The organism is Brevibacterium renqingii, from assembly GCF_017808105.1.
GTDB classification, from domain to species: domain Bacteria; phylum Actinomycetota; class Actinomycetes; order Actinomycetales; family Brevibacteriaceae; genus Brevibacterium; species Brevibacterium renqingii.
This window is the reverse complement of record NZ_JADBHF010000005.1, coordinates 17,712-44,623: the sequence shown is the minus strand read 5'-3', so window position 1 is coordinate 44,623 and position 26,912 is coordinate 17,712. Positions and strand designations below refer to the sequence as shown.

At 65.8% G+C, this 26,912-nt stretch carries 21 protein-coding genes and 2 pseudogenes; 8 read left to right on the top strand and 15 right to left on the bottom strand.

The window, feature by feature from the left end:
* The first annotated feature begins 39 nt into the window (after window positions 1–39).
* From IHE57_RS06545 to IHE57_RS06535, 3 genes are all read left to right on the top strand, one after another.
* Window positions 40–1,080: an ABC transporter substrate-binding protein gene (locus tag IHE57_RS06545; protein ID WP_209371833.1), complete on the top strand. Its 1,041-nt coding sequence runs from the start codon at window positions 40–42 to the stop codon at window positions 1,078–1,080.
* Window positions 1,081–1,101: 21 nt separating this feature from the next.
* Window positions 1,102–3,216, top strand: a complete 2,115-nt coding sequence (locus tag IHE57_RS06540) for an iron ABC transporter permease (protein WP_209372109.1) — start codon at window positions 1,102–1,104, stop codon at window positions 3,214–3,216.
* A gap of 92 nt (window positions 3,217–3,308) precedes the next feature.
* Window positions 3,309–4,823 (top strand): alpha/beta fold hydrolase, encoded by a 1,515-nt coding sequence (locus IHE57_RS06535; protein ID WP_209371831.1) that lies wholly within the window; start codon window positions 3,309–3,311, stop codon window positions 4,821–4,823.
* A gap of 76 nt (window positions 4,824–4,899) precedes the next feature.
* Here the strand turns inward: IHE57_RS06535 and IHE57_RS06530 are convergent, their stop codons facing one another.
* Window positions 4,900–5,874: a helix-turn-helix domain-containing protein gene (locus IHE57_RS06530; RefSeq protein WP_209371830.1), complete on the bottom strand. Its 975-nt coding sequence runs from the start codon at window positions 5,872–5,874 to the stop codon at window positions 4,900–4,902.
* A gap of 18 nt (window positions 5,875–5,892) precedes the next feature.
* Between IHE57_RS06530 and IHE57_RS06525 the strand changes: the two genes are divergently transcribed.
* Window positions 5,893–6,327 (top strand): VOC family protein, encoded by a 435-nt coding sequence (locus IHE57_RS06525; RefSeq protein WP_253720008.1) that lies wholly within the window; start codon window positions 5,893–5,895, stop codon window positions 6,325–6,327.
* Window positions 6,328–6,361: 34 nt separating this feature from the next.
* On the opposite strand, the gene IHE57_RS06520 is transcribed toward IHE57_RS06525, so the two are convergent.
* The 11 genes from IHE57_RS06520 to IHE57_RS06470 all read right to left on the bottom strand — a co-directional run bounded on the left by IHE57_RS06520 (window position 6,362) and on the right by IHE57_RS06470 (window position 18,242).
* Complete coding sequence (locus IHE57_RS06520; protein ID WP_209371828.1) at window positions 6,362–6,967, bottom strand: hypothetical protein; 606 nt, start codon at window positions 6,965–6,967, stop codon at window positions 6,362–6,364.
* Window positions 6,964–8,511, bottom strand: coding sequence for a sodium/proline symporter (locus IHE57_RS06515; RefSeq protein WP_209371827.1), 1,548 nt, complete (start codon window positions 8,509–8,511; stop codon window positions 6,964–6,966). Before IHE57_RS06515 ends, IHE57_RS06520 begins: the two co-directional genes overlap by 4 nt.
* Window positions 8,508–8,720, bottom strand: a complete 213-nt coding sequence (locus tag IHE57_RS06510) for a hypothetical protein (protein WP_209325499.1) — start codon at window positions 8,718–8,720, stop codon at window positions 8,508–8,510. The genes IHE57_RS06515 and IHE57_RS06510 overlap by 4 nt, the downstream gene beginning before the upstream one ends.
* A gap of 151 nt (window positions 8,721–8,871) precedes the next feature.
* Window positions 8,872–9,228 (bottom strand): hypothetical protein, encoded by a 357-nt coding sequence (locus tag IHE57_RS06505; RefSeq protein ID WP_209325382.1) that lies wholly within the window; start codon window positions 9,226–9,228, stop codon window positions 8,872–8,874.
* Window positions 9,229–9,257: 29 nt separating this feature from the next.
* Entirely contained in the window at window positions 9,258–10,745 is a 1,488-nt protein-coding gene (locus IHE57_RS06500) for an aldehyde dehydrogenase family protein (protein ID WP_209371826.1), read from the bottom strand.
* Window position 10,746: 1 nt separating this feature from the next.
* Window positions 10,747–11,637 carry a dihydrodipicolinate synthase family protein gene (locus IHE57_RS06495; protein WP_209371825.1) on the bottom strand — a complete coding sequence of 297 codons (891 nt, stop codon included), beginning with the start codon at window positions 11,635–11,637 and terminating at the stop codon, window positions 10,747–10,749.
* A 248-nt stretch (window positions 11,638–11,885) separates the two neighbouring features.
* A complete protein-coding gene (locus tag IHE57_RS06490; protein ID WP_209371824.1) occupies window positions 11,886–13,433 on the bottom strand; it encodes a sodium-dependent transporter in 1,548 nt (515 codons plus the stop codon).
* A gap of 203 nt (window positions 13,434–13,636) precedes the next feature.
* Window positions 13,637–14,431, bottom strand: coding sequence for a Bax inhibitor-1/YccA family protein (locus IHE57_RS06485; RefSeq protein WP_209325492.1), 795 nt, complete (start codon window positions 14,429–14,431; stop codon window positions 13,637–13,639).
* A gap of 209 nt (window positions 14,432–14,640) precedes the next feature.
* Complete coding sequence (locus IHE57_RS06480) at window positions 14,641–16,224, bottom strand: AbgT family transporter (RefSeq protein ID WP_209371822.1); 1,584 nt, start codon at window positions 16,222–16,224, stop codon at window positions 14,641–14,643.
* Window positions 16,225–16,536: 312 nt separating this feature from the next.
* Window positions 16,537–17,622 (bottom strand): inositol-3-phosphate synthase, encoded by a 1,086-nt coding sequence (locus tag IHE57_RS06475; protein ID WP_209325387.1) that lies wholly within the window; start codon window positions 17,620–17,622, stop codon window positions 16,537–16,539.
* Window positions 17,623–17,777: 155 nt separating this feature from the next.
* Window positions 17,778–18,242 (bottom strand): hypothetical protein, encoded by a 465-nt coding sequence (locus IHE57_RS06470; RefSeq protein WP_209325388.1) that lies wholly within the window; start codon window positions 18,240–18,242, stop codon window positions 17,778–17,780.
* A gap of 111 nt (window positions 18,243–18,353) precedes the next feature.
* Between IHE57_RS06470 and IHE57_RS06465 the strand changes: the two are divergent.
* Window positions 18,354–18,455: pseudogene (locus IHE57_RS06465) on the top strand.
* Window positions 18,456–18,545: 90 nt separating this feature from the next.
* On the opposite strand, the pseudogene IHE57_RS16680 reads toward IHE57_RS06465, so the two are convergent.
* Window positions 18,546–19,370, bottom strand: a pseudogene (locus IHE57_RS16680) (GTP-binding protein); the annotation flags it as partial.
* Window positions 19,371–19,580: 210 nt separating this feature from the next.
* Here IHE57_RS16680 and IHE57_RS06455 point away from each other — a divergent pair.
* Window positions 19,581–19,955, top strand: a complete 375-nt coding sequence (locus tag IHE57_RS06455; protein WP_209325389.1) for a hypothetical protein — start codon at window positions 19,581–19,583, stop codon at window positions 19,953–19,955.
* Between the two features lie 284 nt (window positions 19,956–20,239).
* On the opposite strand, the gene hrpA is transcribed toward IHE57_RS06455, so the two are convergent.
* Window positions 20,240–24,472, bottom strand: coding sequence for an ATP-dependent RNA helicase HrpA (gene hrpA / locus IHE57_RS06450; RefSeq protein ID WP_209371820.1), 4,233 nt, complete (start codon window positions 24,470–24,472; stop codon window positions 20,240–20,242).
* A gap of 134 nt (window positions 24,473–24,606) precedes the next feature.
* Complete coding sequence (locus IHE57_RS06445) at window positions 24,607–25,938, bottom strand: Nramp family divalent metal transporter (RefSeq protein ID WP_209371816.1); 1,332 nt, start codon at window positions 25,936–25,938, stop codon at window positions 24,607–24,609.
* 193 nt (window positions 25,939–26,131) lie between these two features.
* On the opposite strand from IHE57_RS06445, the gene IHE57_RS06440 reads away from it, so the two are divergent.
* Together IHE57_RS06440 and IHE57_RS06435 are read left to right on the top strand one after the other, a co-directional pair.
* Window positions 26,132–26,524, top strand: coding sequence for a YidH family protein (locus tag IHE57_RS06440; RefSeq protein ID WP_209371815.1), 393 nt, complete (start codon window positions 26,132–26,134; stop codon window positions 26,522–26,524).
* The gene (locus IHE57_RS06435) at window positions 26,521–26,862 is read left to right on the top strand and encodes a DUF202 domain-containing protein (protein WP_209325393.1); all 342 of its coding nucleotides are present in this window, start codon (window positions 26,521–26,523) and stop codon (window positions 26,860–26,862) included. The genes IHE57_RS06440 and IHE57_RS06435 overlap by 4 nt, the downstream gene beginning before the upstream one ends.
* The last annotated feature ends 50 nt before the right edge of the window (window positions 26,863–26,912 follow it).

The window sequence follows — 26,912 nt, the reverse complement described above, 5'->3', positions numbered from 1 at the left end:
CCACCCTCCGATCGATGATCGGCCCATAGAAGGAAGACAATGACCAGAACACACCTGCCGCGCACCGCTTTCGCCACGTTCGCCTCGGCAACGGCGATCTGCGCTCTCGCCCTGACCGGATGCGGAACCACCGACACCGACGCCGCCGATGCGAAGTCCACGACCTCCGCCTCGTGTGCGGACGATTCGAGCACCGCCTCGACAGAACCGGTCTCCGTCAAGGACGACACCGGACACGAGATCTCGCTCGACGAACCGGCGGCGAAGGTCGTCTCACTCGAGTGGCAGTACACCGAGGACCTCCTCTCCCTGTGTGTAGACCCCGTCGCTGTGGCCGATGCGAAGGGCTTCACCACCTGGGACACGGCAGAGAAGCTGCCCGAGGGAACCACCGACGTCGGCACCCGCCAGGAACCCAACGTCGAGTCGATCCTGTCGGCCGACCCCGATCTGGTCATCATCGAAACGACGAACCGCGATGACAAGATCGTCGGTCAGCTCGAGGACCAGGGCATCCCGGTCATGGCGATGGCCGGAGCCGACGGCGAGGACCCCGTGAAATACATGAAGGACACCTTCACCACTGTCGCCGAGGCCACCGGACGGACCGAACGGGCCGAATCCGTACTCGCCGACTTCGACGCCAAGGTCACCGAGTCGAAGAAAGCCATCGCCGAAGCCGATCTGGCAACCAAGGAGTTCGTCTACTTCGACGGATGGGTCAACGGCTCGAATGTCGCCATCCGGCCCTTCGGCCAGGGCTCGCTCATCGGCGAACTCGGCGAAGAGCTGGGGCTGAAGAACGCCTGGACCGGCGAGGTCGATCCGGCCTATGGGCTGGGTCAGACCGACATCGAGGGCATCTCGAAGGTCGGCGACGCGAACTTCTTCTACACCGGCACCGAAGACCCCGAGTCCGAGGACTACGTCGAGCTGCTGAAGAAGAACGACATCTGGGCGAACATCCCCGCCGTCAAGGACGACCGCACCTTTGCGTTTCCCTCCGGCATCTGGACCTTCGGAGGCCCCAAGTCCTCCGAGCAGGCCCTCGACGCCTACGTCGACGCTCTGACGAAGTAGCCCGTGACCGTGCCCACGACAATGCCCACCACCGCGGCCGAGGCACCGTCCGCAAAGACAGCCGACGCGTCCGTGCAGAAGGTCGGAGCCGTCGGCGTCCTCTCCGCCGCCGGAATCCTCCTCGGACTGGTGTGCGTCCTCACGCTGCTCTGCGCCTGGCACATCACGCAGGGCACCTCGGGAATCGGTGTCCGAGATCTGGTCGCGGCCGCAACCGGTACGGCCTCCCCCGCCGAGGCAGGTCCCAGCACGCGTGACATCGTGCTCGGGTCCCGGCTGCCGCGCGTAGGTGCGGGCATCCTCGTCGGCATCGCCCTGGGTGTGGCCGGTGCGCTGTTCCAGTCCCTGGCGCGCAATCCGCTGGCCTCGCCCGACACGCTCGCGGTCACGGGCGGGTCGTACTTCGCGGTCACAGTGGTCACGGCCCTCGGCGTCGCCGTCCCGGTGTGGGCCTCCGGCGGGGTCGCCTTCGTCGGTGGTCTGGCCGCCGCGGCTCTCGTGCTGGGACTCGCCGGCGGGGCGGCCGCGTCGACGACTCGACTCGTCCTCGCCGGCACTGCGACGGCATTGGCGCTGCAGGCGGGAACCTCGACGCTGCTCATCCTCTTTTCTGAGGAGACGACGAGCCTCTTCTCCTGGGGTTCGGGTACGCTCAATCAACTCGACGGCACCGCCGCCGTCCGCAGCACTCCCGTCATCGGGCTCATCGTCATCGCAGCGATCCTGCTCTCCCGCCGCCTCGACCTGCTCAGCCTCGGCGATGACGCCGCCTCGGTGCTCGGAGTGCCGCTCCGCTCGACCCGGGCCATCGGAATCCTGCTCGCCGTGCTCCTCACCGCCACGGCGGTGACTCTGGCGGGACCGATCGGATTCGTCGGACTCTGCGCCCCTGTCATCGCCCGACTGCTCGGGCGGCTGGCCCCGGCGCTGGGCAAGCATGCGGTGATGATTCCTGCGACCGCACTCATCGGCGCGATCATCGTCATCTTCGCCGATGCGCTGCTGCGCGCCATCGTCGGAGCCGACGAGGCGATCACGCTGCCGTCGGGAGTGACGACGACGATCTTCGGCGCCGTCGTCCTCATCGCCCTCGCACGATCGACGCGCACCGCGAGTCCTGCCCAGGCTACTTCTGCAGCACGCTCGCGGATTCACGGGGCCCGGCGGACGGCCGTCGTCATCGTCGGCGGCTGCGTGCTCGTCGGTGCCGCCGCGATCCTTGCGCTGCTGACCGGCGAACGTTTCTACCTCCTCGGCGATGTCTCGCTGTGGCTCACCGACCAGGCGACCCCTGTCATCGACTTCGCCTTCGACTCGCGTGCCCCACGAGTGGCCGCAGCGCTGGCTGCCGGAGCGGCCCTCGGACTCTCAGGCGCTCTCGTGCAGGCAAGCGCCCGCAACCCTCTGGCCGAACCCGGCCTGCTCGGCATCACCGGAGGAGCCGGGCTCGGGGCGGTCGTGGTCATCACACTGGTGCCCGGCGCCACCGTCGTCCTGATCTCGACGGCCGGGATCATCGGGGCACTGGTGGCCTTCGCCCTCGTCTATGCCCTCGCCTGGCGGGGCGGGATGAATACGGATCGTCTCGTTCTCGTCGGCATCGGCATGTGGTACGGGTTCACGGCGCTGACCACGCTCTTCCTCATCCGCGCCAATCCCTGGGACACCCCTGCCCTATTCACCTGGCTGTCCGGGTCGACTTACGGGCGGGTCTGGGCCGATGTCGCACCGGTGACCCTTGCACTCGTCATCGCGATTCCATTGGCGTTCGTGTGGGCTCGGGAACTCGACCTCCTGGCTCTCGACGATGATACGCCGAGGCTGGTCGGGGTCGCCCGTGAACCCGTGCGCCTCGGTGTGCTCATCACAGCAGCGGTGCTCGCCGCCGTCAGCGTCTCGGCCGTCGGCGTGGTCGGCTTCATCGGCCTCGTCGCTCCGCATGCGGCCAGAGCCCTCGTCGGGGCGCAGCATGCCCGCGTGCTGCCGGTGTCCATGCTGCTCGGTGCCGGTGGACTCGTCGCCGCCGATGCGATCGGTCGTACGATCATCGCCCCCGCTCAGATTCCCGCCGGCCTCATCGTCGCCCTCATCGGCGCCCCGTACTTCGTGTACCTGCTGGCCCGTTCGCGGGCGTGATCACGGACCAACGCCTGAAAGAGGGGTGAAATGCGCAGATTCCGTCGATAGACTCGGTTCTCCACAGCGCTGTCAACGGGGAGGCCGCTGTCATGGAATCGGTCGAGTTCGAGGACGCCACTCTCTGCGTCGACCGATTCGGCGCACCCGATGACCCTGCCGTCCTGCTCATCGCCGGTGCCGCACAGTCCATGGACTGGTGGACACCCGAGTTCTGCGGGCTCATCCGCGATGAGGGTTACCAGGTCATCCGCTACGACCACAGGGACACCGGTCGGTCGACGACTTCTCCACCTGGGTATCCGGGATATTCGGCCGTTGAGTTCGCGAGCGATCCTGTGCGCATCCTCGACTCATTCGGCATCGACTCCGCTCATCTGATCGGAGTATCGATGGGAGGCGGAATCGCCCAGACCATCGCTGTGGAGTTCCCGGGCCGAGTGAGGACACTGACCCTCATCGCGACTTCCCCGGCGGGCGGTACGCCGCCCCCTCTGCCGCCGCCGACGGAATCGGTTCAGGCGACCTTCTCCGGCGACAGTCACATCGATTGGTCCGATCCGGACGCTGTCCTCACCCACCGGGTCGAGGGCGAACGCCCCTTTGCAGGCTCGTGGGGATTCGACGAGGCCCGCATCCGCGCCATCGCAGCACTCGAAATCCGGCGCGGCGGAGACATCGCAGCCGCAGAGGCCAATCATTTCCTGATCGCAGCCGAGACGACCGTCGACCCGGCAGCGATCCGAGCACCGACATTGGTCGTCCACGGTGCATCCGATCCGATGTTCCCGCTGCCACACGGTGAGGCTCTGGCACGGATGGTCCCCGACTCCACTCTTCTCGTGCTCGACGGGATGGGCCATGAGACGCCCCCTCCACCAGCATGGAGCACGCTGCTGCCGGTGCTCCGCGACCATCTTCTGAGCCGCGGCGCACACAGCTCGCGGGCGGATTCCGAAGCCGCTGCGACATCGACGACGTGGCTGTCCCAGATCCGCAGATCCTACGACATCGACGCGGCCGGGTACGCTGAACAGGTCCGTGGGCTCCTCGCCGGGCACCCGCACCTGCGTTCCGGTCTCCAGATCTTCGCTGAGATGATCGCCGAGGCGGGAGGAGGACCTGTCGCCGACATCGGCTGCGGCCCCGGATATGTGACTGCCCATCTTCACCGGCTCGGCGTCGACTCTTTCGGCATCGACCTCTCGCCCGAAATGGTCGCCATCGCCCACCGTGACTATCCCGAGATCAGATTCGAGGTCGGAACGATGACCGATCTCGACCTGCCCGAAGGCTCTTTGGCCGGTGCCCTGGCCTTCTGGTCGACCGTCCACATCCCCGACGACGCCATGCCAGGAGTCATCGACGAGTTCCACCGCGTGTTACGCGGCGACGGTCTGCTCCTCTTGGGCTTCCCCGCCGGGACCGGTGTTCGCCATACAGACGAGGGATATACGGGAGCCCTGATCAGCCTCGACAGCCATCGACGAGAGCCGGAGACGATGACCGGATGGCTGCGGGCGTCAGGATTCGTCATCGTTTCGGAGACGGTCATCGGCCCGGACGAGGAACGACCCGGGGGCCTCATCTTCGCAAGACGGCAATAGACCGACTTGTCCGTGTCTTAACTGTTCAATACGCAGAAGCTGCTCGTCGCCATCCCGAAGGTCGACGGCAGGGGGATCATCCCCGATTGACCCGCGCAGATGCCCTCTGCGAGTACACCCGCGGGCTGAACCCGGTCACGCGGAGGAAGTCGGCACTGAAATGGGATTGGTCGTACCACCCGAAGTGAATCCCGAGATCGGCCAAGGACCCGTTCCACCCGCGATCGATGGCGCCGACGGCGTCGATGATCCGAGCGCGAGCCAGGATCTTCTTCACGCCGACACCACAGTATCGGTCGAACATCCGCTGCAGTGTGCGCTCGCCGATCCCCGTACGACGGGACAGGATCTGCAGACTGACGACCTCGGGGTCGGCGAGGACGTCCAGCACATGTTTCAGGCGACTGTAGCCCTGAGTCATCTCCGGGCGCCGGGAGAGCAGCCAATTCTCGACCGACTCGGCCAGAGCCTCTATATCGGGAACAACGGTGTCGGGGTCGACCTGTGGTTCACCGGCCGCCGCTGCCTCAGTCCGGTGCAGTCCGGACGCGGCGATGGGCACCGGTGAGAAAGCCTCGGCCAGTCCGAGGTCGGCCTCCAGTGTGGGAAACCATTCGGCGGCGGCCACGGTCGAGTTGCGGATGATCGACGGCGCCCGATCCGAGAACGCCAGTGTCGCGCCGAGATGGAAGTTCACCCCGAGTACCCCTCCCCGACCGAAGATGCCCACATCGAAGCGCCGTTCTGTCACCGGTCCGGTCACCCATACGCCTGGTCCGTCAGTGCTCACCCGTCTGCTGGACCCGAATTCGAAAGTCAGGTTGATGGTCGGTTCCGAGACCGTCGACGTCTGATAGCTCTCGCCGTCCGGAAGGTCCCATGTGACGGCCCAGTAGCGTTTGACGAAGGGCCGCAGCCGCTCCGAGACCATGCGCGGTGTCGAATAGCTCGCGTGGTCGAGCAGCTCGCCGGGTCTGAGCACACGCCCGAAGAAGTGCTGAGGCGTCCCTCCCTCTGCTGACGCATTTTTCCTAGCGACGACATCGTCCATGGCACAAGAATGTCAGACATGACTGACACACAGAAGACCGATGCCCAGACCGTCAGCACGTCGACCGTCGCCGACGCCGCTGCCCCTGCACCTGTCGCCCGACTGGCCATGGTCACCCTCGATGCCCCCGATGCTGCAGCACTCGGCGAATTCTATTCCGCGGTTCTCGGGTGGCCGATGGTCTATGCAGACGAGAACTATGCCATGCTGACCGGCCCCAGCCATGCCTTGGGCGTCGGCACGATTCCCGACTACCGGCCCCCGGACTGGCCCGACGACGGGCATAAGCAGTTCCACCTCGATCTCGCCGCCGATGACGTCCGGGCGGCAGCTGACCGCTGTGTGGAACTCGGCGCCGCACTCGCCGATCCTCAGCCCGGTGAGTCCTGGGTCGTGCTCATCGATCCCGCAGGCCACCCCTTCTGCATCTCCGATGCGAAGAACTGGGGCTGACCCGTCTCCGTCGCAGCTCCGCCGGAACCCGCTGTCACCGAAGCGCAGCCCCGTTCCTGTCGAGCTTCTCCACTCGCACGATGTAGTGGGAGGAATCGAGGCCGTCGACGAGGATCGTCGCCGAGTGCTTCGAGTTCGTTCCGGTGACGAGCCAATTGGGTTTGAGCACCCCGCGCAGGCCGTGCCCGTCGGCCGTTGAGATCTCGATCCCCATACCGAGCTTCACCGTTTTGACGACCTTTGCCCGGGCCAATGCACGCGCCGTCCGCTCCGCCTCGGACCGACTCGGCAGTCGTGACTGACCTCCATGCTCATCCAGAATGGTCGACCACGCCTCCCCCGCCTCCACTATGCCGACGGGAGTGAAGTCGGCGATCATCGCGCGCCCGGTCACAGCATTGACGAATACGTTCATCTCCTGCCCCGGACCGTGAGACTCCCGCCTCAGCAGTCCTCGGGTCCTCACCCGCAGCGGAGCCCACCAGAACGGGTGGTGCACCTCTCGCACCTCGGCGACGGCACCCGGCAGCTTGCGTTGGAAGACAGCGAGCGCCTCGGCGCCGGTGATATTCGGATGCATCCGCACGGGGTCGACGACGGACAGGTCGTCCCACGACTCGGCGCCGAGCTCGGCACTCACTTCTCTCCTGCCCCTTTCGGCACCTGCCCGGCCAGGGCGTCGTTCTGCCCGGCGAGCAAGTGAGCGGGAATGGCACCGATCTTCTCGGTCTCTTCCAGGGCGGCGAGGACATGCTCGGGCACAGGATGAGATCGCTGCGTGGCCAGAGAGACGATGATGATCGCAAGCGTCGAGCACACGATTCCGATGCCCATCGGGTCGATTCCGGTGCTGTCGACGAGGCCGGCCAGCTGCCAACCCACGGACGAGACGGTGCCGAGGATCATGGACACGATCGCCCCGGGTACGTTGGCCCTCTTCCACCACGCCGCGGCCACGTAGACGGGCACGAAGGCGGCTCCGAGGACGGTGGTCGCGAAGATCGCGACCTCGGCGACCGATGGCGGGTCGTTCACGGCGACCCAGTAGCCGATGATCGCGAGGATGAGGACGGTGAACCGTGAGATCCACACGGACTGCCTGTCGGTCATGTCCGGTTTGACGAAGCGCCGGAACAGGTCCTGGCTGGCGATCGTGCCCGACTGCAGCAGCAGCGCATCGGCGGTGGACATGATCGCGGCCATGATGCCGGCCATGACGATGCCGACGGCGAAGTCCGGCAGCACGGTGTCGGCGACCTGGAAGACCGCGAGCTCGGGATTGTCGAGCGTGGGCAGCAGGATGAGCGCCATGACACCGACGATGTAGGGGGCGGGGATGAACAGCAGGTTGAAGCCGGTGGCGTACATGCTCGCGGTGCGCGCGACCGAGGGGCGCTTCATCGCCATATGGCTGACGTTGACGTGCGGCCACCCCATGTAGCCGATGGAGAACACGAGAACCGCGCCGATGATGACGCCCCATTGGACGGACTCGATGCCGTCCGGGCCCCACATGGTCAGCAGATTCGGGTTGATCTCACCGACGGCTTCGTTGCCGACCGTCCAGCCGCCGATGGCCTGCATCGTGCCGATCAGGATCCACAGCATGCCGATGAGCATGATGATCGCCTGCACGAAGTCCGTGTAGGCCACCGCGAGGTAGCCTCCGAGGAAGGTGTAGAAGACGATGACGCCGACGGCGATGAGCAGGGCCCAGGCGTACGGGATGCCGGTGACCATCTCGAGTCCGCGACCGCCGGCGATGAACTGGGTCATGACGTAGAAGAAGATGCAGGCCACAGCGATCGGGGCCGCGATCGCGCGGATCCACCGCGAGGGGTAGCGGTGTTCGAGGTATTCGATCGAGGTCAGGGACCCGAGGATCTGCGAGAGCTTGCGCATCCGCCGACCGAGGATCGAGAGGTTGAGGACGCCTCCGCCGATGTCGCCCATCGCATACCACAGCGAGAAGTAGCCTTTCGTGTATGCCAGCGAACCGGCCCCGAGGAACATGTAGCCGGACATCGATGAGGACTGCAGGCGCAGGGCCGTCACCGCCGGTCCGAGGCTGCGCCCGCCGAGCAGGAAGCCCTCGCTGTCCTTGTTGCCCATCTTCAGCGTGGCCACCCCGATGGCGGCCATCGCGACGAAGTAGATGACGAGGAACCAGGTTTCGATGTTCACGCCGCTCCCCCGTTCGCCGAGGCGGCCGGGCCGGTGTCGTCGCCACCGGGACGCGGGCTGCCGCCACCGCCGTTCAGCAATGCGCGATCCTCTGCCACGTCCTCTGCCTTCCAGCCGCGCGAAAGATAGACGAACACAAGGGTGTAGAGCACCCAGACCGCGGGGATCCCGAAGATGATGGCGACCGTTGCCGCCGGAAGGCCGAACATGTTTCAACCACCTCACTGTGATGTCGGAACGCTGACTGCTGGGGCTGAGCATACAGCGTTCCGTCGGTCGACTCACACGCTTCTCAGGGTCGAGATCGAAGACGCCCGGGAGTGTGCATGAGCCGAGCTCGGTTCGGCAGTCGGCGCGGGGTCAGGCCAGTCCGCGGCGCAGGGCGACTGCGGCGTCGAGGAGCTCAGTGAGCATCGCGTCACGCTCTGCCTCGGGCAGGCTCTGGCCCACGCTCCGACCGTGGTCCAGCAGCACGACGACCTGGTCGGCCAGGCTCGCATCGCCGAGGTCGGGCACAGCGCGCCCGCCCGAGGCGATGTCGGAGAATTCGGCGAGCGCTCTCTCGATGGTCTCCCGGCGGGACTTCGCCGTCCGCCCCGTGTCGGCACCGGTCTCCGGCCCTCCGCCGGGCTCGTCGAGTCGGCGCGAGTCCAATCCGATGATGCGCACACGCAGGCGCCGGATCTCGGTCTCGAGGTCGTCGGTCAGAGCGGTCATGAACCCATCTTAGGTCCCACCTGCCCTGCTCAGTTCCCAGCGATCCAGACCGTCATCGTCTCCTGGTAGGTCTCGAGCGCCTCGGGGCCGTTGTCGCGACCCCAGAACCCGGACTGGCGCAGGCCGCCGAACGGAGTGGCCACGGTCCCTTCGCTGTAGCCGTTGACCGCCAGGGTTCCGACCCGTATACGATCGGACCACCACTTCGTGGTGCCCAGGTCCTCACACCATACGGTCGACGCCAGACCGTAGGCTTCGTCGTTGATCGCGCTCACGGCCTCATCACGGCTCGAGGTGCGCAGCAGCTGGGTGAGCGGTCCGAAGATCTCGCCGCGTCCGAGCTCGCTGTCCTCGGGCACACCTTCGATGACCGTCGGTGGGAACCAGGTCCCTGCGGAAGGCACCTCGGCGGTGGTATTGATGATGCTCGCGCCCTTGCCCACTGCTTCATCGACCCAGACGGAGATCCGGTCGCGGGCCTTCTTGTTGATCACGGGACCGATATCGGTGCCCTCGACGAGAGGATCGCCGACCGTCAGCCCCTCGGTGGCGGCGACGAGCGCCTCGCGGAACTGTTGGAAGTCCGCGTCATCGTCGCCGACGAAGATCACACGGGAGGAGGCCGTGCAGTTCTGTCCGCTGGTTCCGAATGCGGCACCGGCGATGTCGGCGGCGATGGCAGCGAAGTCGGTGGCATGTTCAGCATCGACGATGTAGACCGCGCGCCCGCCCAATTCGAGCGAGACCTTCTTGAGGTTCGACTTCGCGGAGGACTCGAGGAAAGAGCGTCCGACAGGACCGGAGCCGGTGAAGGTGAGCACATCGATGCCGGCATGCAGCCCCATAGCCTCCCCGATGTTCGGGCCGGTGCCGGTGAGGACGTGGAGGATGCCGTCGGGCACCCCTGCCTGCTGCGCCAGCCCTGCGAAGTGCAGAGCGCTGAGCGTCGAGTCCTCCGAGGGTTTGATGATCATCGCATTGCCGGCGGCCAGCGCCGGTGCCACCTTCCACCCGAGCATGGCGATCGGGTAGTTCCATGGCAGGACGGCCCCGACGACGCCGACGGGGATCTTGCGCACCCAGCCCCAGCCCTCGGGCCCCTGCAGGTAGCGGCCGTCATCGCGGGAGATGAGGTCCGCGAAGAACCGGAGGTTGGACGCGACGTCCTCGACGTCTTCTGCCACACTGTCGGTGAAGACCTTGCCTGCCTCGATGGCGTCGAGGTAGGCGATCTGCTCGGCGTTGTCGACGACGAGATCGGCCAGGCGGCGCAGCACCTTCGCGCGATGCGCCCCATCGGCCGACCAGGAGCCCTCACTGAAGGTGCGGCGGGCGGAGGCGACCGCCGAGTCGAGCTGATGTCCGGAGGCTTCGCGGACGGTGCCGATGAGCTCCCCGTCGATCGGTGAGACGAGGTCGAGTCCGGGCCCCTGCCCCGTGGCGAAGCCGCCGGTGGTGAAGACCCCGTGATCCGGGTCGAGGAGCGCGGCCAGGGCCTGTGCGCCGGTGTCGGTCATGTCAGTTCCCCTTCGCGAGTGCGCTGATCGTCGACAGCAGGGATTCCAGCGCCTCACTGTCGGCGGTCGGCAGCGGTGGGCGCACCGGCCCCTGGTCGATGCTGAGCCGGCTCAGCGCCTGTTTGATCAGTGAGATGAACGCCGGGTTGTCCTCGATCTGGGCGAGTGCACCTGATAAGTCGTTCCACAGCTCGACAGCCGCCGCCCAGTCGCCCTCCCGTGCGTGGGACCACAGCGCCTGACATTGCCGGGGCAGCAGCCACGCCGAGGCGGCCACCCACCCGCTGGCACCCTGGACGAAGCCTTCGAGGGCGATTCCGTCGGCGCCGACGAACACCTCGACGTCGTCGCCGAGTTCGGCCCGCAGCTCGCGTACGCGGCTGGCGGCCCCGGAAGTCTCCTTGACACTCCACAGCCTTCCGGTGTCGACAAGGGCGGCAAGGTGCTCGGGCAGGAGGTCGGTGCCGGTCGAATGAGGGTTGTTGTAGACCATCACGGGCAGCGGGGAGTCCTTCATCGCCGCGTGCAGTGCCGCGGCGGCCGCTTCGGGTTCGAGTCCGCCGTAGAAGGGCGGAGTGATCATGGCGGCATCGGCGCCCCAGGACTTCGCATTCGCGATGTGCGCGCTCATCTGCTCGGGAGTGTAGGCCATGCATCCGACCACGAGATTCGCACGGTCGCCTGCTGTGTCGACGATCGCGCGGATCTGAGCTTCGCGCTCCTCGTCACTGAGTGCCAGCGCTTCGCCCGTCGCCCCGAGACAGAGGATCCCCTCCACCCCGGCATCGAGTACGGCCTCGACCCGTGAGGTCAGAGCTTCGATGTTCTGCGTTCCGTCCTCGTTGAATGGCGTCGTCGGCACCGCGAACACGCCGCGCATCGGTTTCGTCATTGAAAGATCCCCTCACTGTCGGTGGACGACCACGGTATCGTCTCGATACTCAGACCATAGAGGTGAGTGTGATCACATGCAATGGCCGCTTCGCCGCAGCGGTCCGGGCTCCCGCGGATGCGATCTCTCCGCTCAGCTCTCGGCCGCGAGCTTCTGCTTGTCCTTGCGGATGGCGAAGCCCAGCAGTGCGACGAGGACGGCGAGGTCACCGCCGACGAAGACGATGGTCCAGATGACCGTCTCTGCCATCACCTCTCACCTCCTTCGACCCCTTCGGTCATCGGTCCGGCCACGACCTTCCTGGCGAGGAACCGGTTGAGCAGCAGCATGACGATGATGAGCACGCCCCATTGCAGGACCATCGTGCCGAGGCTGAACTCCTGGAACGGGTTCCACCATTGGTCCGTACCCGTGACCGCGTCGACGATGAACCAACCGAACAGGGCGACGAACAGCAGCGGGAAGATCCGGATGCAGAAGATCCAGGCTCGACCGAAATGCAGATCGGCCACCGCCTCGATCATGGCACTGACCCTGTGCACGCCGAACTTCCACATCGCCATGGCCACCCCGAGGCCGCTGAGGAGAAGCCCGATGCCCCAGACATTGTCCTGGTTGGTGAAGAACGACAGGCTCAGCGCCGAGGGGATGCCGCAGATGAAGATGACGATGATCATGGCCGGCACCGCTCGGGTCCGACGCACACCCATGTCCATGACGTTGCGGGTGCCGAGTTCGACCATGGCGATGAGGCTCGACGCCCCGGCGAGGAAGAGCGCGAGGAAGAACAGGGGCCCGAAGACGACTCCGCCCGGCATCTGCCCGAGCAGCTCGGCGAAGTAGACGAATGCGAACCCCTGGTCGCCGGCGGCCACGGCCTCGGTTGCGAAGTCGGCGCCGCGCAGGGCGAAGACGGTTCCGATGACGGCCATGCCGGCCAGCAGCGAGGCGAAGAGGTTGCCGGCGACGACCACGCTGGCGTTGAGAGACTTGTCCTCGCGTTTGTCGACGTAGACCGAATAGGTCAGGTACAGGGCCCACCCGGCTCCGGTCGAGAAGGCCATCTGGGTGAAAGCCTCTCGCCACATCTCTCCGTCACCGAACTGGCTCCAGTCGGGGACGAACATATAGGTGAGCCCGTCGATCGCTCCCGGCAGGGTGAGTGCTCGGATGGTGAGGATCACGAGGATGACGAAGAGCGCGGGGATGATGATGTTGAGCAGCTTCTCGAAGCCGTTCTTCAGTCCGCGATAGACGACGAAGCCGACGAGCGCGATGGCGATCGCGTGGAACAGGACGGTCTGGAACGGGTTCGAGACGAAGTCCTCCCACACCTTCTGCGTGTCCGTGCCCGTGGAGAATTCTCCGGTGAGCGAATAGGCGAAGTAGCGCAGGGCCCAGCCGGTGACGACCGAATAGTAGAAGGCGACGCCCAGGCCGATGAAGCCGACGACGCCGCCGACCCAGGTGAATCTGCGCCCCATGAAATCGCGGAATGCGCCGACCGTGCCGAGCCGCGTATGGGTGCCCAGGATCGATTCGGACATCAGGATGGGGATCGCCCAGAGAAGATTCGCGATGATCAGGGCGATGAGGAAGGTGCCGCCTCCCCATTCGCCGATGACGCGCGGGAAGCGCCAGAGATTGCCTGTGCCGACGGCCATTCCGATCGCGGCGGCGACGAAGGTGAAACGGTTCGCAAAGAACTCGCCGGTGCGCACGGCCATGATGTCCCTCCCAACCGTCAGGAAGACCACCGTGCCGAGGCCCCGGTCCGTCCCGACGGCACCGGTCACCGGGAACTCATCCGACTGCGCTATCGGTGCCCTCACTGTACCCCCAACGCATCGCGAAGAGAAGAGTTCACCCGGGCTCCGGCCTCGGCCAGGGCCGCCGAGCCGACGAAGGGCGGACCCCGGCTCGGGGATCCGCCCTTCGGAACTCTCCGCCTGCGAACTCCGGCGCCCTGCTCAGGACGCGGTGGAGGCGGTGTGAGTGATCAGTCCCTGAAGTAGGAGATGAGACGCAGGATCTCGATGTAGAGCCACACGAGGGTGACCATGAGCGAGAACGCGCACATCCAGGAGTACTTCTCCGGGATCCTGTGCTTGACGCCCTCTTCGATCATCTGGAAGTCCATGATCAGTGTCATCGCGGCCAGCACCGTGGCGACGATGCCGATGATGACGCCGAGCGGCATCGTCATACCCATGATGTTGACCTCGACGCTGCGGGCACCGCCGGAGCCGGTGAACATGGCGACACCGAGGTTGATGATCGAGAAGATCGCATAACCGCCGACGGCGATGAGCAGGAACTTCTTCATCTTCGAGCCGTAGCGCACACCCTTGAACTTGAACAGGGCGAGCATGACGCCGAAGACGCAGAGCGTGGCGAGCACAGCCTGGACGACGATGCCGGAGTACATGGCCTCGAACAGCGAGGAGATGCCGCCGAGGAAGACTCCCTCGAACGCGGCGTAGCCGATGATCAGAGCCTTGTTCGGCTCCCTCTTGAAGGCGTTGACCAGGCCGAGGACCAGCGCGATGAGCATCGCGGGGAACGCCAGCACGGGAACGAACCAACCGACGACGGCACCGCCGAGGAGGATGGCGAAGAGCACACCGGTCTTCATCATCACATCGTCGTAGGTCATCGCCCGGTCGGCGACCTGCGGACCGGCATTGCGGTTCTCGGCCGCCGGCTTGTTGAAGAGCTCGTTGAGCTCCTGGTCGGACATGACCGGCTCATTGCGGCCGGCCCGGGCACCTTGGTTGATCGCCCGATTCATCATGGGGTTACTCACGGTCGAGATCCTTTCGATCTGAGTAGGTTGCGTACGCAGACGGGATGCTGCGCAAGTGCTGATTCACGGTGTCAGTCTAGCCGTATGAACTGGACGGATACTGAGGGGTGCCCGTCGGCCCGACGAGCGTTGTGCGATCGTGATGCACTGCTGTGCTCAACGCACCTGTGTGAAGGGAAATTCCCTCATGCGCGCACTCACCCCATCTGGTAGTGCGTGGCCGCGCCCGGGCCCCAGGGGATGCCGGTGGCCCACCAGATGAAGAACAGCAGTCCCCAGAGGACGAACATCGCGAACGACAGCGGAATCGTGAATGAGAGCACGGTGCCGATCCCCGCCTCCTTCTTGTATCTCTGGACGAAGCCGAGGACGACGACGAAGTACGGGCTCATCGGCGAGATGATATTCGTCGTCGAATCGCCGATCCGGTACAGCGCCTGGGTGGTCTCGGGTGCGATCGACAGCAGCATGAACATCGGCACGAGCACCGGAGCCATGAGCGTCCACAGTCCCGATCCCGAGGTGAGGAACAGGGCGCCGAGGGCCACGAGCAGCCAACCGCCCAGGAGGATGACGAACGATCCGGTATTGAGCGAACCGAAGAATTCGGCACCGCGGATGGCCAGGATCTCGCCGAGGCTGGACATCTTGAACAGTGCGAGGAACTGGCTGGCTGCGAAGAACAGCACGATGACCGGGACGAAGGGCAGCAGGCCCTTGGCCATCATGTCGGGGATGTCGGCGGTCTTCCTGATCGTGCCGGTGGCATAGCCGTAGACGATGCCGACGATGAAGAATCCGAATCCGATGATCGCCGCGATCCCCGCCATCAGACCCGATTCGGGACCGAACCCTCCGGCCTCGTCGCGGAGGAACGAATCCGCCGGAAGGGCGAGGAAGAACAGGATGGCTGCGCAGGCGACGATGCTGATGATCGCGAACACCATGCCGCGCTTCTCGTTGGCGTCGAGTGCCATCTTGACACCGAAGTCGTCCGGATCGTTCTCATCGGGCTCGTCGAGTTCGATCTGATCGGCCCGCTTCGACAGCACCAGCTCGGTGACGAGGGTGACCGCGACGGCGACGACGAACATCGACACGAAGTTGAAGTAGAAGTTCGCGACCGGGCTGACCGTGTACTCGGAGTCGATGATCTGAGCCGCCGAGGTGGACAGCCCGCCGAGGATCGTATCCAAGGAGTTGACCATCGGGGCCGCAGAATAGCCGCCCGAGGTGGCCGCATAGGCGACGAGGCAGCCGAGCAGAGGGTTGCGGCCGACGGCTTTGAAGGCGAGTCCGCCGAGGGGGATCATGATCATGTACGAGGCGTCGGAGGCGATCGAGGCGGCGGTTCCCGCCAGCGCGACGATGAAGGTGATCCACTTCGGCGAGGCCCCGGCGATGGTTCCGCGCAGCATCGCCGGGATGAGTCCCGACTGCTCGGCCACGGCGACGCCGATGAGCACGATGAGGACGAGCCCCAGGGGCGGGAAGGTGACGAAGTTCGTCGTGGCTCCGGCCACGATCTCCCGCAGGGACTCCGTGGAGAAGAGGTTGGTCACCGTCACCGTCTCATCGGTGGCCGGGTTGACCGCGCTGAGTCCGACGGCGGAGAACACGGCCGAGAGGATCATGACGATCACGGCCAATGAGAGGAACAGCCAGAACGGATGCGGCAGCTTGTTGCCGGCCTTCTCGATGAAGACCAGAAGCCGCATCAGCCAGCTGAGGTCGGCAGAACCTCGCGGCTTCTCGTCGGTGACGGTGTTGGTGCTCGACATGGGGTCTCCTCGGTCGTGGGGGCACCGATCGGTGCGGGGGATGCGTATGTGAGCGCAAGCACTTCGAAGACACCAGTGTAGGGACAACTCCGGTTGAGTCTCGGAGGTCTCATATGTCGGATGCGCCGAGGCGGCCGGCCGTCCCGGTGTGCCGAATCCCGGGACATCCTGTCGCAGTCCCCCACATCGTCGGCAGCCCGCCGAATCGGGGGTGAATGCGGAAAGCGCGCCGATCACATGGTGTGTGATCGACGCGCCGTTCAGCCTCTCGGAGGCGAAGCCGCCTCGGCCGGGTCTGCTGACTCGCTGAGCTCAGCGATCGATGTCGCCGCGGATGAACGCTTCGACCGCCTCGTGGGCGGCGTCATCGTCCTTCTGCTCCGGCGGTGACTTCATGAAGTAGGAGGAGGCGGAGATGAGAGCTCCGCCGATGCCGCGGTCGAGGCCGATCTTCGCCGCACGGACGGCATCGATGATGACACCGGCCGAATTCGGTGAGTCCCAGACCTCGAGCTTGTATTCCAAGGACACGGGAGCGTCACCGAAATTGCGGCCCTCGAGACGGACGAAGGCCCACTTGCGGTCGTCGAGCCACTCGACGTAGTCGCTGGGTCCGATGTGGACGTCGCGATCGGACAGCTGTGCACTCGTGTTCGAGGTCACCGCCTGGGTCTTCGAGATCTTCTTCGACTCGAGGCGCTGGCGCTCGAGCATGTTCTTGAAGTCCATGTTTCCGCCGACATTGAGCTGGTAGGTGCGGTCGAGGACGACTCCGCGGTCCTCGAACAGCTTCGCCATGACGCGATGGGTGATGGTCGCACCGATCTGGCTCTTGATGTCGTCGCCGACGATCGGGACACCGGCGGCGCGGAACTTCTCGTCCCATTCCTTGGTGCCGGCGATGAAGACGGGCAGGGCGTTGACGAAGGCGACCTTCGCGTCGATGGCTGCCTGAGCGTAGAACTCCACGGCTTCCTGCGAACCGACGGGCAGGTAGCACACAAGCACGTCCGCCTCGGCGTCCTTGAGTGCTTTGGCGACGTCGACGGGGTCACGATCGGATTCGACGATCGTGTCGCGATAGTACTGTCCGAGACCGTCGAGGGTGGGTCCGCGCAGGACCTCGATGCCGGTCGGCTCCACATCGCTGAGTTTGATGGTGTTGTTCTCACTGGCCGTGATCGCCTCGGCGAGATCGACGCCGACCTTCTTGCCGTCGACATCGAAGGCGGCAACGAAATCGATGTCACCGACATGATAGTCCCCGAACTCCACGTGCATGAGACCGGGAACCTTCGTCCCGGGGGACGCGTTCCGATAGTACTCAACACCTTGGATCAGGGACGAGGCGCAGTTGCCCAGGCCGGCAATCGCGACTCGAATCGATTTCGTTGCCACAGTTCTCCTTTGTCGTTTCGGGTCTCACCGTGCGGCAGGATTGACCCTGCAGGCGGTCTCCCCAAGCAGGACCTCATGTTCTCGGCCCCGCCTATCCATAATAATGACCCCGTCAAAACTCCGTGAACCCGCCTCCGACGGCGATGGTTCTCGTCTCAGCTGACGACCAGCGGCTCGAGGACCAGATCAGGGTGGTTCTTCTGCACGCCCTGCAGCCGCCACCGGTCGGAGAACAGCGCAAGCAGCTCGCCGTCCGAACGGTGCAGCACCTCGACGGACCGCTCCCGAGCCAGCGTCGGCACGCACTCGGGGGTGGTGCGCCGGGCCAAGGAGAAGTTGAGGCGCTCGAGGGAGCAGGGGGCGTTGAATTCGTTCGTCATCCGATCCTCCGCGACCTCGAACTGCATGGGACCGACCGCGCCGAGCACAGGTGCCTGGTCGCCGCGCAGATCGGAACGCAGCACCTGGATCACCCCCTCGTGGTCGAGCTGTTCGATGCCGCGGCGGAACTGCTTGTACTTCGAGGAGTCCTTGGCGCGGATGACCATGAAGTGTTCCGGGGAGAACGTCGGTATGCCCGGGAACTCGACCTTCTTGTCGAGGTAGAGCGAGTCGCCCACCCGCAGGGCGGAGGCGTTGACGAGTCCGACGACGTCACCGGGGAAGGCCTCGTCGACGACGTCGCGGTCGCGCCCGAAGACCTGCTGCGCGTACTTCGTGGCGAAGGGCTTGCCGGTGGCCGAATGGGTGAGCACGGTGCCGCGTTCGAACACACCGGAGCAGACGCGGATGTAGGCGAGCCGGTCGCGATGGTTCGAGTCCATTCCGGCCTGCACCTTGAAGACGAATCCCGAGAAAGGGTCGTCGACGGGACGGGGCTGATCGTCCTTGTCCACACGCGCCTCGGCGGCGGGGGCGAAGTCGACGAGCATATCGAGGAGTTTGTGGATGCCGAAGTTGAGGACGGCGGAGGCGAACATCACCGGGGTCGTCTTCCCGGCGAGGAAGGTCTCCTGATCGTGGTTCTGGTCCTCCATCTCCAGCAGATCCGATTCGTCGACGGCTGTCGTCCAGGCCTCGCCCTCGAGGTCGTGGGCCGCCTCGGCGGAGAAGGTCTCCTCACCGGCGATGGTCGCGCCGCCGTCGGTGCGGGTGTACTTCGTGTATTCGCCGGTGGCCCGGTCGAGGACACCGCGGAAGTCGCCGGACTGGCCGACAGGCCAGGTGATCGGGGTCGGCAGCAGCCCGGTGCGCTGCTGCACCTCGTCCATGAGTTCGAGCGCGTCGAGACCGGGCCGGTCCCACTTGTTGACCACCGTGATGATGGGGATGCCGCGGTGGGCACAGACTTCGAAGAGCTTCATCGTCTGGGTCTCGAGGCCTTTGGCGGCGTCGATGAGCATGACTGCGCAGTCGACGGCCGAGAGCACACGGTAGGTGTCCTCGGAGAAGTCCGCGTGGCCGGGGGTGTCGACGAGGTTGAACACCGCATCCCGGTATTCGAACTGCAGCGCCGCCGAGGAGATCGAGATGCCGCGGTCCTGCTCCATCTGCATCCAGTCGGAGACGGTGGCGCGGCGCCCGGCCTTGCCGTGGGTGGCTCCGGCCTGGCCGATAGCGCGCGCGTGCAGGGCGAGCGCCTCGGTTGTCGTCGACTTGCCCGCGTCGGGGTGGGAGATGACAGCGAACGTGCGGCGGCGGGCCGCCTCGTGTCGGATGTCCTTATCGGAATACTGGCCGGAAGTCACCGCAATATCCTATCGTTCTTCTCTCTGCCTCGGCGTGTCCGTTCAGTCACAGTCGCCGGTCGTCGCAGCATTCGCCTCACTCGCCGGGTCCACCGGGCAGCGCAGTGCTCGCCGGGCAGCGCAGTGTTCGCCAGTCAGGGCAGTGTTTGCCGGATCCGTCGGGCAGCGCATCCAGCGTCCTGTCGGATTCTCCTCATATGCTGGTGGGCGATGTCTGAGGAATTCGTAGAATATGCCGGCCGTTCGGAGCCGAGGGAACGATGGCTCAAGGCCCTGCCGCTCATCATCGCAGCGGTGCTGGGACTCCCGCTGCTGGCCGCCGCGATCTACTTCTCCGTGCAGATGGCTCAGATGACGAAATATCTCTTCGATCTGGGCACCTCGGGCTGGGACGCCGTCGTCATGGTGCTGCTCAGCCTCTCCGGCGGCTTCTGCCTGATCCTCTACCTCGCGTTCCTCTTCATCGGCACCCGTCGGCGCACGTGGAAGTGGCGCATCCAGTGGGCTGTGGCGACGGTGCTCGTGGCCGGAGTGCTGCCGCTGTGGTGGCTGTTCGGAGGCTTCTTCTCCGGCGCCTCCGCGTGACTCCCGCCCTGCCTCCGGACCTGACTCCTGCCTCGCCTCCAGCACGCATCACGCAGCACTGCACACAGCCCCTACAGGTCGCGGCGTCTCCTACACTTCGTAGCATCGCCTACACTCCGCCGCACCTCCTACAGTCCGCAACGCATCAGTCACCGGCAGTGCCGAGACGCCCTGGTGCAACGGGTCGTCGTACCAGCAACGGTGAAGGATGCCGGCGGCGAGCTCGACGAGGGGTACCCTGCACGCACCACCGCTGCCGATGACCACCTCGCGCTCGCCCCGCCTCAGAGCTGGGCGAGCGCCTTCGCGATCCTCTTCTCCGAGACCGGGTGCGCGGTGCCCAGCGAGTTCGCGAACAGCGACACTCGCAGCTCCTCGAGCATGAGCACGACCTCGATCCAGTCCTCGGGCAGCGACACGATCAGCTGCGACCATTCGGCCTTCGCCAGCGGTGGGAAACGGTTGCCGATCTTCTTGGCCACATCATCGCCGCTGCCGGATACCCGGTCCATGAGCTGCTTGTCGCGGATCGGCGACTCCTGCATCCCTGCGATGCGCACCACTTCGGCCTGCACCCAGCGGGGCAGCTCGCGCAGCATCTGCGGTGTCATCGCAGCCACCGCAGTCTCGCTCGTACGAGAGCTGCGCCAGGCCTGCACGTCGGCGAGGTTCGACAGGATGGCCAGCGACGAGGCCTTCGAGACCGACTTGTCGAGTTCGGTCGCTGTCTTCAGTGCCTTCATCAGGTGCGGCAGCAGCGAGGAACAGCTCAGCGGCAGTTGGGCGTGCACGTGCGTGCGCAGCCGTTCGAACTCCTCCGCTGTGGCCACCCATCCGGATTCGGCGGGGCCCAGTCGGTCTGCGACGAGTCCGCGGATTCCGACCCGGATGAGGCCCGTGAGCAGGGCGTCGGCGGATCTCTGATGACCGGCGAGGACGAGTTTCTCCTCGGTCGTGAGCCCGTCCTGCAGGTATTTCAGGGCCTCATTCGCATCGCGGGCCAGAAGGGTGATGAGCGCCTCCCGCGTCGCCAGTCTGGCCTCGAGAGCAGTGTCGAAGGCCACGAGGTCGACCGATCGCGACCGGTCGGCCAGCCCCGGTACGACGCCTGCAGCGGCCTGCTCCGGTTCGGCCAGCTGCCCGAACGTCCAGCCGGTCAGACCCGTCGTCGGGGCGAACGAGGTCTGCTTCTGCCGTGCCTTGCGCACCTGGGGCTTGGCGCGAGTGGTGAGAGCGGCGAGGTCCTCACCGAGGCCGACGGTCTTCTTCCCGTCGACGACGCGGAAGGTCAGACGCAGATGCGAGGGGATCCGCGTCCGGTCGAAATCGGCGGCGGTGACCGTGATGGGGACCAGGTCGTTCAGCCCTCCCCCACCGGCACGTTCGCTCAGATGTGCCGCCAGCACCTCCGGCAGGCTGCCCTGATACGGGGTGAGCGAGGGAAGGATGTCGCGGGCGACATCGGGGGCAGGCACGAAATAGCGTCGCTTGCTCTTCGGCAGCGAACGGATATAGGCGGCCACGAGCTCCTCGCGCAGGCCGGGCACCTGCCAGCTGAATTCCTCGGCGTCGACGGCGGGCACCGCCTCGGCGGGGATCTCCACGGTCACCCCGTCGTCGGTGCTTCCGGGGTCGAAGGAGTAGCGCAGCTTCGCCTGTGTGCCATCGGCCAGTTCCCATTCCATCGGGAAATCCGCCGCCACCGAGGCGGTCAGCTCCTCGCTGTCGTCGCTCAGCAGCACCGATGTCGTGAGATCGAGCAGATGCGCGTCCCGGCGCTTCTGCTTCTTCCACCAGGAGCGGAAATCCGCCGCCGAGGTGATGCCTGCAGGGATGCGTTCGTCGAAGAAGTCGAACAGGGCGTCGTCCTGGTCGAGCACACGTCGGTTCCGGGTTCGCGAGGCCAATTCCTCGGCCTCCTCGACGACTTCGAGATTGTGCGTGAGGAAACCGAAGCGCTCGTGCCAGTCGCCTTCGATGAGCCCCTTGCGGATGAACATGTCCCGCGCGGCCTCACGGTCGAAGGTGCCGTATCCGACCCGTCGGTCGCTCACGAGTGTGACTCCGTAGAGCGAGATCTTCTCGTAGACCATCGAAGCCCCGGCCTTCGTCGACCAGTGCGGGTCCGAATGCTGGCGGGTGACGAGATCGCCGGCGGCCTCGACGACCCAATCGGGGTCGATGGCGGCGACCGTTCGGGCCCACAGACGGGAGGTCTCGACGAGTTCTGCGGCCATGACGAAGTCCGGGTTGGTCTTGAACAGTCCGGAGCCGGGGAAGATGGCGAAGCGGGTGCCGCGCGCTCCCTGGTAGTCCTTATGGCGTTCGGAGCGTGAGCCGATCATCGTCAGCAGTCCGGTGAGCAGAGCACGGTGGATGGCGGCGGCGTGGGGGTCGAGCTTCACTGCCGCCACCTGCTTGCCGGCGTCCGCGGCTGCACCCGAGCCTCCCTGCCTCTTCGCCCTGCGGTTGGCCGCGCTGAGTTCGGCGAAGCCGATCTTTCCCTTGCCCGGTGCGCTGTCGACCGGCGGCTTGCCGCCGCCTGGGTGCCTTCGTTCGCCCGTGCCACTCGTGCCGACAGTGTCGCCCGAGGCGGGGTCCTGGTCCGCATCAGCTGCCGGCTGCCAGACGGCCTTGTCGATCCGGATGCCGGCGGAGCCGAGCAGGGACCGCAGCTGACCGACGAGGTCCTGCCATTCGCGGATGCGCACGAAATTGAGGAATTCGGCCTTGCACCGGCGCCGGAACTTCGAGGAGCCCATCTCGGCCTGCAGACTCTGCAGGTAGTTCCATAGGTTGAGGTAGGACAGGAAGTCGCTTCCGCGGTGGGTGAAGCGGGCATGTTTCTCGTCGGCTGCGGCACGGACCTCTGCCGGGCGCTCCCGGGGGTCTTGGATCGACAGTGCCGCGACGATGACCGTGATCTCTCCCCCGCACCCTGCCTCGGCGCCGGCGATGACCATCCTGGCCAGGCGCGGATCGATCGGAAGGACCGTGAGCTTCCGTCCGATCTCGGTGACGCGGATCTTCCCTGCTCCATCACTGACCAGAGCCCCGAGTTCGGTGAGCATCGTCCGACCGTCCCGTACGGCTCTGGGATCCGGCGGGGTGAGGAACGGGAACTCGAGGATCTCCTGGTCGCTGGAGGCGAATCCGAGATCGGCCATCTGCAGGATGACGCTGGCGAGGTTCGTGCGGAGGATCTCCGGATCGGTGAATTCGGGTCGGGTCTCGAAGTCTTCTTGCGAGTACAGCCGGATGCAGATGCCTTCGCTGGTACGCCCCGACCGCCCCTTGCGCTGGTTCGCGCTCGCCTGGGAGATCCGTTCGATCGGCAGCCGCTGCACCCGGGTGCGGTTGGAATAGCGGGAGATCCGGGCGGTGCCGACGTCGATGACGTATTTGATCCCGGGCACCGTCAGCGAGGTCTCAGCCACGTTCGTGGCCAGCACGATGCGCGGCCGGGTGTGCGGCTGGAAGACCTTCTGCTGTTCACCTGCCGAAAGCCTGGCGAACAGCGGCACGACCTCCCAATTGCCCATCCGCGGACGCCGGCGCAGGTGGTCTGAGAGTGCATCGGCGGTATCGCGGATCTCGCGCTCGCCGGAGAGGAAGACGAGGATGTCGCCGGGCTCCTCTGCGGCCAGTTCGTCGACAGCCGCGATGATCCCGTCGGTCTGCTCCTCCACCCCGGTCTCGTAATTCCCCGAGTCTCCCGGTCCGTCGACGTCGTCGTCATCGGGTTCGTCACCGAGCGGCCGGTAGCGGACCTCGACCGGGAAGGTCCGCCCTTCGACCGAGATGATCGGAGCGTCGCCGAAGTGCGCAGAGAACGACTCGGGGTCGATCGTCGCCGAGGTGATGATGACCTTGAGGTCCGGACGGCGAACGAGCACCTCCTTGAGATAGCCGAGGAGGAAATCGATGTTGAGGCTGCGCTCGTGCGCCTCGTCGATGATGATGACTTCGTAGTCGCGCAGCAGTCTGTCGCGGGAGAGTTCGGACAGGAGGATGCCGTCGGTCATCACCTTCACCCGGGTGGGGTCGGCGACCTGCGCGGTGAAGCGCACCTGGTAGCCGATGGTGTTGCCGAGGTCCTCGCCGAGCTCCTCGGCGATGCGCTCGGCAACCGTCCGCGCCGCGATCCGCCGGGGCTGGGTGTGGCCGATGAGTCCGTCGACGCCGAGGCCGAGCTCGAGGCAGATCTTCGGCAGCTGCGTGGTCTTGCCCGAGCCCGTCTCGCCGGCGATGATGACGACCTGGTTGTCTCTGATCGCCTCGGCGATCTCGTCCTTCGCCCCGGTGACGGGCAGGTCTTCGGGGTAGGTGACGATGACCGGGTGGGCGGCGCGCGCGGCTTTGAGCCGGGCGCGACGTTCCTGGTGGTGGGCGGCGGTGGTCTTCCGTCGCTGCTGCGAGCGTCCGGACTGCCGACGTCCCTTGTTGCGCCGCCGAGGCGCCCGTTGAGGAGTCGTGTCCGAAGGCTCAGGTGACGGGGTCGGATTCTCTTCTGCCATTGCGCCTCCCAGCTTAGCGGCAATGCCGGATTCCGAGCCCGCCGAGGCGGGTGTGAACCCGAGGAGGTGCTGGGTCATCCCCAACCGTCGACGCCGAATGCTTCGCGCTCAGACCCCACCGCCGCGCTCGGGGCTCAGGCCCCGCCGCTCCAGAGCGGCGCGAGAGCCGAGTACAGCTGTTGGACACCGAGGATGATGAACAGCAGGGCCGTGATCGCCAGGGCGATGTTCGTGTGCATCCTGTTCGCCCATTCCTTCGGGATCTTCTTGCCGTTGAGCAGCCCGAGGAGAGTGATGGCCAGGAACGGCATGAAGAGCGAACCGAGGACTCCGTAGGCGAGGATCAGGCCGATCGGCTTGCCCAGGATGAACAGCAGCATCGGCGGGAACGTCAGCCACAGCACATAGAACTTGAAGTACTTCCCTCCTGTGAGAGTGTCCGGGTGGCCGCCCGGTTTATTGCGCATATGGCCCCAGAAGTCGGCGAACATGAGCGAGACGCCGTTCCAGACCCCGATGATCGAGGAGAACGAAGCGGCCCAGAAGCCGATGAGGAAGCCGATGCCGACGACCTCGCCGTAGCGGGCCTTGAGGACGTCGGCGAGGTCGAGCAGTCCCTTGTCGTCGGCGGAGATCGAGACCCCTGCGGCACGGACGACCTCGGCGCCGACGATGAGCATGGCGATGACGAAGATCCCTGTCATCACGTAGGCCATCGAGTTGTCGATGCGCATCACGCGCATCCACTTCGGGGTGTGCCAGCCCTTCTCGCGCAGCCAGTACCCATAGGCGGCCAAGGTGATGGTGCCGCCGACGCCCCCGGCCAACGCGAGTGTGTAGATCACTCCGCCTTCGGGGATGAGCGGAACGAGCCCCTTGAGCATGTCGGGGATGTTCGGCGCGGCGATGATCGCCAGGCCGACGACGGTGATGAACATGATGCCGACGAGGACGGCGGTGATCTTCTCGAACACCGCGTAGCGTCCGAACCAGACCATCGCGAAGCCGGCCAGCCCCATGACCACCGACCACACGGTGAGGTTGAGGCCGGGGAAGAGAGCGGCCAGAGGCAGCGCCGCCGAACTCATGGCCGTAGCCCCGTAGACGAAGCCCCAGATGATCATGTAGGGCCCGAAATACCAGGTCGTCCAACGTCCGAGCGACCGCCAGCCCTCGAAGATCGTCTTTCCCGTCGCGAGGCTGAACCGCCCGGCGCCTTCGACGAGGACGATCTTGAGGATGACGCCGACGATGACCGCCCAGAGCAGCCCGTAGCCGAACTGGCTGCCGGCCACCAGGGTCGCGACCATATCGGCGGCGCCGACGCCTGTCGCCGCGACGACCAGCCCGGGGCCGATGACCTTCCATCTGGCCGGGCCGGATGCCTCTTCGACTCCGGATACGGCTCCGGAGCCGGCTGCGTCGCCGGGTCCCGCTCCATCCGGTCCGGATGCGTTCTCGCTCATACTGCTTCACCTTCGCGTTCGGCCGCATGCTCGTCTGCGCTCGCGGCTCTCCTGTGCCGCGCGCACGGAGGCGACACCGGAGTTCGCGGAACAGCATCGCTGCGACGGGATTCGTCTTCAGTGAGCAATCGTATTCGACTCATCGGCCCGGCCTCCACACCCACAGCCCAGCGTCTGCCGCTATCCTCGAGGTGTGAGTGACCATGATTCCGCCGAGAACACCCGCAGCCGGATCGCCCGCCGGATCTTCCCCGACGGGGAGGACCCGGATCCGCGATTCACCCTGGCCAACGAGCGCACATTCCTGTCGTGGATCCGCACAGCTCTGGCGTTCATCGGCGGCGGAATCGCGGTCGAGGCCTTCACCTCGGAGATCTTCTCGACCGAGCTGCGGGCCACTCTGTCGATCGTGCTCATGGTCATCGGCTTCATCCTCGCCTCCGGCGCCGCGTTCCGGTGGCACCGCATCGAATCGGCGATGCGCCACAAGAGGTCTCTGCCGCTGCCGCTGATCGTGCCGATCGTCAGCCTCGCCTCCGCCCTGGGTGCAGGTCTGCTGCTGCTCGTGTTCGCAGGGCTCCTGTGACACCTCCCCGGCAACCGCCTCACTCCGACCCCGGTCTGCAGCCCGAGCGGACGACCCAATCCTGGCTGCGCACGAGTCTCACTCTCACGGTCGTCAGCCTCATCTTCATCCGGTGGATCGACGCCTTCGGGGCCCTCTCGGTCATCGTCTTCGTCGTCTGCGTGGGTCTGGCGATCGCGGCGGTGGCTCTGCAGTCGCGGCGCTACCGTCTCGGCATCCAATCGATCCGCAATGAACGCGGGCGCCCCACCCCGTGGGCGATCGCGTTCCTCACCACTTCGGTCTGCCTCATCTCCGCGCTCGGCATCGCGAGCGTGCTGAAGATCTCTGTGAGCTGAACCGGTCGGCACCTCCTCCCAGAATCAGACACTATGTAAACTTCCATACT

Coding starts and splice junctions, on each gene's coding strand:
- IHE57_RS06535 (WP_209371831.1), top strand. CDS start 3,309: ATGGAATCGGTCGAGTTCGAGGACGCCACTCTCTGCGTCGACCGATTC.
- IHE57_RS06485 (WP_209325492.1), bottom strand. CDS start 14,431: ATGATGAATCGGGCGATCAACCAAGGTGCCCGGGCCGGCCGCAATGAG.
- IHE57_RS06455 (WP_209325389.1), top strand. CDS start 19,581: ATGTCTGAGGAATTCGTAGAATATGCCGGCCGTTCGGAGCCGAGGGAA.
- IHE57_RS06495 (WP_209371825.1), bottom strand. CDS start 11,637: ATGACGAAACCGATGCGCGGCGTGTTCGCGGTGCCGACGACGCCATTC.
- IHE57_RS06505 (WP_209325382.1), bottom strand. CDS start 9,228: ATGACCGCTCTGACCGACGACCTCGAGACCGAGATCCGGCGCCTGCGT.
- IHE57_RS06545 (WP_209371833.1), top strand. CDS start 40: ATGACCAGAACACACCTGCCGCGCACCGCTTTCGCCACGTTCGCCTCG.
- IHE57_RS06530 (WP_209371830.1), bottom strand. CDS start 5,874: ATGGACGATGTCGTCGCTAGGAAAAATGCGTCAGCAGAGGGAGGGACG.
- IHE57_RS06445 (WP_209371816.1), bottom strand. CDS start 25,938: ATGAGCGAGAACGCATCCGGACCGGATGGAGCGGGACCCGGCGACGCA.
- hrpA (WP_209371820.1), bottom strand. CDS start 24,472: ATGGCAGAAGAGAATCCGACCCCGTCACCTGAGCCTTCGGACACGACT.
- IHE57_RS06500 (WP_209371826.1), bottom strand. CDS start 10,745: ATGACCGACACCGGCGCACAGGCCCTGGCCGCGCTCCTCGACCCGGAT.
- IHE57_RS06540 (WP_209372109.1), top strand. CDS start 1,102: ATGCCCACCACCGCGGCCGAGGCACCGTCCGCAAAGACAGCCGACGCG.
- IHE57_RS06480 (WP_209371822.1), bottom strand. CDS start 16,224: ATGTCGAGCACCAACACCGTCACCGACGAGAAGCCGCGAGGTTCTGCC.
- IHE57_RS06525 (WP_253720008.1), top strand. CDS start 5,893: ATGACTGACACACAGAAGACCGATGCCCAGACCGTCAGCACGTCGACC.
- IHE57_RS06510 (WP_209325499.1), bottom strand. CDS start 8,720: ATGTTCGGCCTTCCGGCGGCAACGGTCGCCATCATCTTCGGGATCCCC.